Consider the following 8506-nt stretch of genomic DNA (forward strand, 5'->3'; position numbering starts at 1 on the left):
GGGCGATTGCCGTACTCGAAGAAATCCGGCGGCGCCATCCCGAGATCGCCCCCGGCATTCGACGCACGCTGGAGCGGCGCATGCGCACGTGGCGAGCGCTCGTTGGTCCTGAGCAGGATGTCATCTTCCGCCAGGAGCACGAGCCTGGCCGTCTTGGTCTGTCGGACTTCACCGACACGAGTGCACTCGGTGTGACGGTCGCAGGTGTCGTGCTGGGGCATCGACTATACCACTTTCGGCTGGCGTTCTCGGGCTTCGAGCATGCTCACGTCGTGCTCGGCGGCGAGAGCTTTGTCGCGCTGGCCGAGGGTCTGCAGAATGCGTTGTGGGCGCTCGGCGGCGCGCCGCGCGAGCATCGCAGCGATAGCCTCTCGGCGGCATTCTGCAACTTGGACCGCGCCGCTCAGGAGGATCTGACGCGTCGCTACCAGGGGTTCATGCGCCATTACGACATGATACCGACCCGGAACAACCGGGGTGTCGCACACGAGAACGGCTCCATCGAGAGTTCGCACGGCCATCTCAAGAAGGCGCTGGAGGACGCGCTGCTCCTGCGTTGTAGCCGTGACTTCGGCGATCTGGATGCCTACCGCCGCTTCGTCGACGAAATCGTTGGTCGGCGCAACGCCAACAATCGCAAGCGGATCGAGCTGGAGCGACCGACGCTAACTCCGCTGCCCAAGCGCCGGACGGCCGACTACGAGGAGAAGATCGTCATCGTGACGTCGAGTGGCGGCTTCATCCTGCGCCGCGTCTTCTACACAGCGCCATCGCGGCTCATCGGCCATCGCCTGCGCGTGCACCTTTACGATGACCGGCTTGAGTGCTTCCTCGGTGTAACACCGATGATGACGCTGCGGCGTGGACGGCCGGCATCAGAGAGCAAGGGCGGCCACGTTGTCGATTATCGGCACGTGATCCACGCGCTGCGCAAGAAGCCGATGGCGCTCAACAATCTGGTCTACCGCGATCAGTTGTTCCCGCGCCCGGCCTATGCACGAGCCTTCGAGGCCTTGCACCAGAGCGTGGGCGACAAGCGCGCGTGCAAGTTGACAGTCGAGTTGCTGGCGCTCGCCCACGATCGCGGCTGCGAGGCCGAGCTGGCAGGGCTGATCGATGCGGAACTCGATGCGGGCCGGTTACCTGATCTGGCGATATTGCGCGAACGGTTCGCTCCAAACCCGGCATGCGTGCCAGTGATCGAAGTGAAGTTCGTACCGCTTAGCACCTACGACGAACTCGCGGCGGTCTATACCGTCAAACCAACCTCCAACCTGGAGGTCGTGGCATGACGACGACCAACACCGTTGATGCCGCCCGCGTCGAGTTATTGCTGAGCGAATTGCGCTTACCGGGCATCAAGCTGATGTGGGCCAAGCTCGCCGAGCAATCCGACAAAGAAGGCTGGCCGGCGGCCCGCTTCCTCGCAACGCTTGCCGAGCATGAAATGGCCGAACGTGGCCGCCGCCGCATCGAGCGGCATCTCGCCGAGGCGCGTCTGCCCGCCGGCAAGACGCTCGCCACGTTCGACTTCGAGTCCGTGCCAATGGTCTCGAAAGCTCAGGTGATGGCGCTGGCGTCCGGCGACGCTTGGTTGGCGAAGGGGGCCAACATCCTCCTCTTCGGCCCACCGGGCGGCGGCAAGAGCCATCTGTCGGCGGCGCTCGGGCTTGCCCTGGTCGAGAATGGATGGCGCGTGATGTTCGCCCGCACCACCGATCTCGTGCAACGGCTTCAGGTTGCTCGTCGCGAACTCGCCCTCGAAAGCACGATTGCCAAACTCGACCGCTACGATCTGCTCATCCTCGATGATCTCGCCTACGTCACCAAGGATCAAGCCGAGACGAGCGTCCTGTTCGAGTTGATCGCCGCGCGATACGAACGGCGCTCCATGTTGATCACGGCCAACCAGCCGTTCGGCGAATGGGACAAGATCTTCCCGGACCAGGCCATGACGCTCGCGGCCATCGATCGTCTCGTTCATCACGCCACGATCCTGGAGATGAATGTAGAGAGCTATCGCCGCCGCGAAGCCCTCGATCGAAAACGTGGTCGCGGCCGGCCACCAGCCCACGCGACAATCAAGGAAACAAAGAAGGCAGAAACTGATTGACGCTCCGCGTCAATCAAAACGCTTGCCAAGACGGCGGCCAGCGTCAATCATCACCGCACACGGCTGCCTCGTCTCATCCAGATTGCCGCGCCGTTCTCATCCTGATTGTCGCGCTATAGCAGGCGCCGTTCCGCCTCCCGGTCGAGGAGGTTGTAGGTGAACTGAACGAAATCGAGCGGCTGTTCGGCCATCACCTTGGCGAGTGCGTCATGACGGTCACCGTGCGACGTCGTGATACCGATGTAGCGGATGCGGCCCTGTGCCTTCCACTCCTTCAGCGTCTCGATGTGGGTACTCCAGTCGAGCATGTTGTGGATCTGCATCAGGTCGAAACGGTCAACGCCCCAAAGCTCGCGGGAGGCGTTCATCTGCCGAACGCCGAGCACTTTGAACATCGTCCACACCTTTGTCGCGGAGAACAGCGATTGCTTGTCGGGGATGCGCTTCAGGCAATAGCCGATTACGTCTTCGGAAGAGCCGTACATCGGCGAGGAGTCGACCATGCCGCCGCCGAGGTCGAAGAAGGTCTGCAGCACCTTCACGCGCTGCGCGCGGCGCTGTTTGTCGCCGCCGACGTTAAAGGTGATCCATGAGCCCATGCCGATCGCCGGTACGCGCTCTCCGGTCGCCGGAATCGCTTTTGTCAGAACCGGACCGGATGCTGCCCAGGCGCTCCCAAGGCCGGGTGGCGCCGGCAGCGTGGCGGCGGCACCGAGGGCGCCGAGGGAGTGGACGAAGGCGCGGCGGCTAAGCCCCCGGCTGACTTGCTGCATGTCGGACCTGCGCATATTCCGTAGCAAATGCATCGGCCAAAGCGGCCGATGCGTTGAAATCGAGAATCTAATTGGGATGAGAATTCAAAGATTGAAGGGGTTCGTGGTGGGAGCTTTGGAGAGCAAGCGCGGGATCAGCTTAGTTGGTCGCATCGCAACAGCAATGAATCCGTTTCCAGGCAAGTTGTCACGATGAGTTTCATAATTCGCGTGGCGGCACGGACGGACAGCACCGCACTGGTCGAGCTTGTGCGCCAGTTGAACGAGCATCAGGGCGATCCCACCGAGCACTTCACGGAACGCACACTGGACCGCGATCTCTTCGGTCCGCAGCCGTATCTCGATGCGATCGTCGCCGAGCATGCCGGCGTGCTGGTCGGCTACGCGCTCGCGCATGACGGCTACGATACGGGATGGGCTGCCCGCGGCATGTATCTCTGCGACATCTATGTGGTCCCGGATGCGCGTCGCCTGGGAGTCGGCCGGGCCCTGGTTGCGGCCGTGGCGCGGCGCGCACGTGAGCGCGGCCGCACGTATCTGTGGTGGGCATCGTATCCCTGGAACGCCGACGCCAACCGTTTTTATGAGATGCTGGGGGCCGAGAACGAGAGCATCGTAGCGCATGCGCTGACGCATGCGGCGTTCGACGCGCTGGCGGACGATGGCGCCATCATTCCGGACCCGGAAGAGTAGCGCTGCGTCCCGTCGTCCGCGCCGTCACTCACGCCACTTGATCGAGCAGCCCATGCTTGGATGCTGCTCGGCCGGGCCGCGGCCGGTCTCTGCAATTTGCCGCATCGCTTCGTAGAGTTCGCGCCGGGCGCCCAGCACCGGCGTCGTGCGCGAGGCATCGAGCCGGCCGTGATATTGCAGTTCGTCCCGCGCATTGAATCCGAGGAAGTCGGGCGTGCGCCGCGCGCCGAAAGCGCGTGCGATGTCTTGCGTCTCGTCGATCACATAGGGGAACGGGAAGCCGCACGCCCGCGCGAACGCCTGCATGTTGGTGAAGGAATCCTCCGGATAGCCTGCGGTGTCGTTGGGCATGACGGCGATGGTGCCGATGCCGATTGCAGCAAGTGCGTGCGCCTCCTCCACCAGGCGGTCGACGACCACCCTGACATAGGGGCAGTGGTTGCAGATGAAGGCGACCAGCGTGCCGCTGGCACCGCGCACGTCGGCGAGCCGGTAACTCCTGCCGTCGACGCCGGGCAGCACGAAATCGCGCACGATCCCGCCGAAGTCGCCGGTCCTGACCTTGGCCAGAGTCATGATCGATCCCCATCCGCGCAGCAGCCGGACGGCGACCAGGGAGGGATGGACATGACGAGGCATGACGGGTGATCCGCTATGGCGGAACATCCGTCGCCGCCCGGCTGCGCATCGGATTTGTCGCGGGCACGGCGCGAATGGTTCAGTCCGCCGGTTGCCGGCGCGATTGCACCCGTCGGCTGCGGGGAGAAGCGCTACCGCGGAGCCTCCCGGTCCTCCGGAATCGGCACCAGATCGGTAGCGTCATTCATGGCCGGCGGTGGCGTATAGGCTTCGGGCACCGCTACGGATGGGTCAGCGGGATCGAGCGCCTCGCTGGTGACGACGGTGCCGACCTGAGCGGTCGTTGCAAGATCGAACCCGGTCTTGTCAGGCGCGGCCAGCGACGCCTGCACGCGGGTCCGGTAGAACACGTAGCCGGCGAGTGCGGCTTGCACGATCGCGGTAAACAGGAACAGTCCGCGCGGACCGACGCCCGACATCACCGCAGACGCGGCGAGCGGGCCGATCACGGAGCCGAGCGCGTTGGCGAGCAGGATGGTCGCCGCCGTTGCCACCATGTCGCTCGCGGGCGTCTTGTCGTAGCCGTGCGCGGCAGCCAGTGAATAGCCAGGTAGCGCCAAGGCACCGAACAGGAAACCAAAGGTCAGCAGCATGGTTGTGGACGCCGCAATTAGCCAGAGCACGAGGCCGGTGACCGAGGCTCCGATCAAAGAGGCCAGCAGCACCAAGCGGCGGTCCATGCGGTCCGACATGCGGCCGAGCGGCCATTGGGTCAGCGCGCCCGCGACGACCGCGATGCTCATGAATAGCGCCACGCCCTCGACACCAAGGCCGCTGCCGGCGGCCGACAGCGGCGCGAGCCCCCAGAAGGCGCCGTTGGCGATGCCGACCATGAAGCTCGCCACCAATGCCACCGGCGCGGCCTGATAGAGCTGCATCGGCCGGAAGCTGACGATGGTGATCGGAGCCGGCTGCGCGGAACGAGTCATTGCGACCGGGACGATGGCGAGCGACGACAGCATGGCGGCAATCATGAAGCCGCCGCCCGCACCGATCGGATAAAGCGTGACCAGCATCTGGCCGACGGCGAGCGCGGCGAAATTGACCACCACATAGGCGGACATCACCAGTCCACGGCTCTCGTTGGTGGTACCGTCGTTGAGCCAGCTCTCGATCACCAGGTAGAAGCCGGCGAGGCAAAAGCCGGTGATCAGGCGCAGCATGGTCCAGGCGATTGGGTCGGGCGCCAGCGCGTAGCCGAGCGCCACCGCGGTCGCCACCGCGACCGTTGCGGCAAAGGCGCGGATGTGCCCGGCGCGCAGGATCAGGTACGGCGCCAGCAGGCAGCCGCTGACGAAGCCGACATAGTACGCCGAGCTGATCGCGCCGAGTGCCACCGCGCTGAATCCATCGGCGCTGCCGCGTAGCGGCAGCAGCGTGAATTGCAAGCCGTTGCCGGCAAGCAGCATGGCCACCGCCAGCAGCAGCGAGGCGATCGGTTGCAACTTCGCTCGCATCAGAATCGATTCTCCGACACCGCAATCCTAACCGCAACGCCAAATCCCACCGAATGGTTCAGTGCGTCATGACGATGAGGCTCGATCAAGAAATTTCCAGGAGCGTCGATCTTCGACCGCGACCAGGCACAGGAGCGCCATGCGCTCAATCGGATGTACTTCTCGGCGATGATGCTGGAACCGCCGCGGCCGAGGTGCGCAGGGCGTCAGGCCGCATCCGTGCCGGCGGCGGGAACCGCGGCGAGCAGCCGCCTGACGATACGGCGTAAGGCGGCCACCTCAGCTTCAAGTTTTTGCATGCGTTCAGGGAGGTCGCCAGACCCGGCTGCCGCGGACGCCTCCAATGCCTGTACCGCCGGGGCGAAGGCAACGCCGACTTCCTCGCCGTGGCGCCATTGCACGTGCACGCGCAGCGTCTGCTCCTTTTGCGGAACGTAGAGATCGACCACGTCCGGAATCGCGACGGCGCTGGAGAAGATCAGCCGCGCGCCTTGTTCCGAGATGTCGCGGATCAGGCAGTCGGCCGCCGCGCGGCGGTTGTTGAAATAGATGCAGCCGCGCAGGAAACTTTTCTGACGCGGTGCGGCGCGCCGTTCGCTCATGCTGGCTTCTCCCGGGTCTCTTGACCAGCCTGGCACAGCATAGGCGCCGGGCAGCTAACGAATCCTTGACGGCCGTTAGCGCTTGCGCGGCCGGCACTTGGGCGGGCGTCAGCAAATCCTCAATGCGGATCGCCGGGCGCCGCGATCACGGCGTCGGTGTCGACGATCTGTCCCGGCTCGATGTCGTGCTGTCGCCGTGCCGCATCGATGTGGCGGTCGAGCGCCGCGGTCTGCAGTTCCGGCAGGTCGTCATAGCCGGTGAGGACAAAATAGATGCGCTGGAAGTCGTCGATTTTGTAGAGCGTCCGCAGCACGCGCTCGGTGTCGAAGCCTACCCGGGCGGGCGCGGAGCTTTCCAGCGAGTAGACCGCCTCGCCGGCCGACGAGATGATGCCGGCGCCGAAGATGCGTAAGCCCCCAACGGCGTGCATCAGCCCAAATTCCACCGTGTACCAATAGAGCCGCGCCAGATTTGCAAGCGCCGGCTGGCCGACATAGGCGAGCCCAGCGCGGCCGTATTCGGCGATGTAGTCGGCATAGCGCGGCTGCATCAGCAGCGGGACATGTCCAAACACATCGTGGAAGATGTCCGGCTCCTCGATGTAGTCGAGCTGGTCAGGTTTGCGAATCCAGTAGCCTGCGGGGAAACGCCGTGCCGCAAGATGGCTAAAGAAGACGGCGTCCGGGACTAGGCCCGGCACGGCAGCGACGGTCCAGCCGGTGGCCTGCGCCAGCGCACCGTTGATCTCACGGAAATCGGGAATGCCGTCAGGTGTGATCCCAAGCGTATCGAGGCCGTCGTAGAACTCGTCGACCACGCGTCCGCGAAGCAGCACCGTCTGGCGCTCGAACAGCGTGCGCCAAGTCTGGTGGTCCTGAGGGCCGTAGGCCTCGGGATGCTGCGCAACCAGGAAATCCGGAGGCAGCGGTTGGTTGGTCCGGGGGTCGATGCGAGGATAGGGCGTCATGGCGGCCTCACGGGCTTGGCCAGAATCAACGCATTCTACGCCGCTCCGGGTCCATTGGACTTGATCCTTTGGGTCCCTCTTCCGACTGCCACGGAAGGCGTAAAGCCAGGCTCGTTCGAAACGGTATCGTGGTAGGTCGTCGAGGTCTGTTCTGGTGATGCGTTAAGGAAGATTATACCAACGCCGTATGCCCATGCCTTGGCCTGACGACGCCGGTTTCAGGCCTTCCCCGCATACTCCGCCAGCGCCTGCCGCAGGATGTCCCGTGCCGGCTCCGAGCCGTCGAGCGGGCGCAGCGTGCGGCGGGTGATCTTCCAGCCCTGCGGCGTGCGCACGAGCTCCCAGCGGTTGGCGCCGACGCGGTGGATGCGGAAGCCCTTGGAAGCGCCGTGGCCCGGCACGGCCACCGGCTCGGCGCCGTTGTCGGGCGTCAGAATCTGCAAATAGGAGGTGACGACGGCCGTGTCGCCGTCGATGTCGATGCGCGGCAGGCCGGCGAAATGCGCCAGCCCGCCTGCGATTGCGGCCTGATGCTCCGGCGTCTTCACGATCGCGGCGATCGCCGCGTTGCCGGACGCGCCCTTGCCGCCGCCGAGGTCCATCGCTCCATCCTCGACATAGACGGCGCGGGTGAAATAGTCGGCGCCGGTGTCGGCACTCGGCGGATGGCTGGCGATCAGGTTGAGGATGTTGAGCCGATCCTCGATCGCGCGCAGGCGTTGCTCCAGTGTGGCGTTCTCAGCGTTGGCTCCGTGCATGGTGTTTCCTTCAGCATGTTTGCGATATTCGGATGATCGATCCTCGCGCGTGTCCCGCGCGCAGAAACTCGCGGACGTTCCCCGCACGCGGTGCAGCGCGCTAGCGGTGCACCGCAGATGCGGGGTCCCGGTTTGATCACAAGAAACCGGGGTCCCGGATCAGCAGTGCATCGCTCCGCTTCGTTGCGCGCTGCACCGCATCCGAGACACACGTGGCGAACTTACGACCCCTTCTACGCCGAAGCGATAGCGCAACGTGTCGCCTGGCTTGAGGCTGTCGCACGCCGCGCGCGGAATGCGCGTGCGGCCATCAGGCGAGACGAGGGAAAATCCGATGGTAGGGCTTGCACTTCTCATCCTGCAATCGTGGCCCGGATTGAGCGCAGCGCATTCCGGGGCGGGCGCCGCTGCGGGACATTCCGTTCTCGGATTTTGCTTCGCTCCATCCGGGCTACATCATCGCGCCTTGAAAATATTCCTTGACGTCTCTAGGAAAATAATCC

General features: G+C 64.6%; 9 protein-coding genes. 3 read left to right on the top strand and 6 right to left on the bottom strand.

All coding sequences use genetic code 11. The features are described 5' to 3' along the window. Both GEV05_29155 and GEV05_29160 read left to right on the top strand, forming a co-directional pair. Window positions 1–1292: IS21 family transposase (locus GEV05_29155; protein MPZ47359.1), on the top strand; the 1292-nt coding region annotated here is incomplete at its 5' end. Next, window positions 1289–2113 carry a hypothetical protein gene (locus tag GEV05_29160; protein MPZ47360.1) on the top strand — a complete coding sequence of 275 codons (825 nt, stop codon included), beginning with the start codon at window positions 1289–1291 and terminating at the stop codon, window positions 2111–2113. The genes GEV05_29155 and GEV05_29160, both read left to right, overlap by 4 nt. Before the next feature lie 113 nt (window positions 2114–2226). On the opposite strand, the gene GEV05_29165 is transcribed toward GEV05_29160, so the two are convergent. Further along, window positions 2227–2919 carry a hypothetical protein gene (locus tag GEV05_29165; GenBank protein MPZ47361.1) on the bottom strand — a complete coding sequence of 231 codons (693 nt, stop codon included), beginning with the start codon at window positions 2917–2919 and terminating at the stop codon, window positions 2227–2229. 159 nt (window positions 2920–3078) lie between these two features. Between GEV05_29165 and GEV05_29170 the strand changes: the two genes are divergently transcribed. Then, window positions 3079–3579: a GNAT family N-acetyltransferase gene (locus GEV05_29170; GenBank protein MPZ47362.1), complete on the top strand. Its 501-nt coding sequence runs from the start codon at window positions 3079–3081 to the stop codon at window positions 3577–3579. A gap of 24 nt (window positions 3580–3603) precedes the next feature. On the opposite strand, the gene GEV05_29175 is transcribed toward GEV05_29170, so the two are convergent. The 5 genes from GEV05_29175 to GEV05_29195 all read right to left on the bottom strand — a co-directional run bounded on the left by GEV05_29175 (window position 3604) and on the right by GEV05_29195 (window position 8003). Beyond that, window positions 3604–4155, bottom strand: a complete 552-nt coding sequence (locus GEV05_29175) for a redoxin domain-containing protein (GenBank protein MPZ47363.1) — start codon at window positions 4153–4155, stop codon at window positions 3604–3606. A 194-nt stretch (window positions 4156–4349) separates the two neighbouring features. Then, the gene (locus GEV05_29180; GenBank protein ID MPZ47364.1) at window positions 4350–5678 is read right to left on the bottom strand and encodes an MFS transporter; all 1329 of its coding nucleotides are present in this window, start codon (window positions 5676–5678) and stop codon (window positions 4350–4352) included. A gap of 203 nt (window positions 5679–5881) precedes the next feature. Then, window positions 5882–6277 (bottom strand): PilZ domain-containing protein, encoded by a 396-nt coding sequence (locus tag GEV05_29185; protein ID MPZ47365.1) that lies wholly within the window; start codon window positions 6275–6277, stop codon window positions 5882–5884. A 119-nt stretch (window positions 6278–6396) separates the two neighbouring features. Then, the gene (locus GEV05_29190; GenBank protein ID MPZ47366.1) at window positions 6397–7245 is read right to left on the bottom strand and encodes a phenylalanine 4-monooxygenase; all 849 of its coding nucleotides are present in this window, start codon (window positions 7243–7245) and stop codon (window positions 6397–6399) included. A 218-nt stretch (window positions 7246–7463) separates the two neighbouring features. Continuing rightward, window positions 7464–8003 (bottom strand): nuclear transport factor 2 family protein, encoded by a 540-nt coding sequence (locus GEV05_29195; GenBank protein ID MPZ47367.1) that lies wholly within the window; start codon window positions 8001–8003, stop codon window positions 7464–7466. Window positions 8004–8506 lie beyond the last annotated feature (503 nt).

It is taken from the genome of Betaproteobacteria bacterium, assembly GCA_009377585.1.
Classification (GTDB): Bacteria; Pseudomonadota; Gammaproteobacteria; order Burkholderiales; family WYBJ01; genus WYBJ01.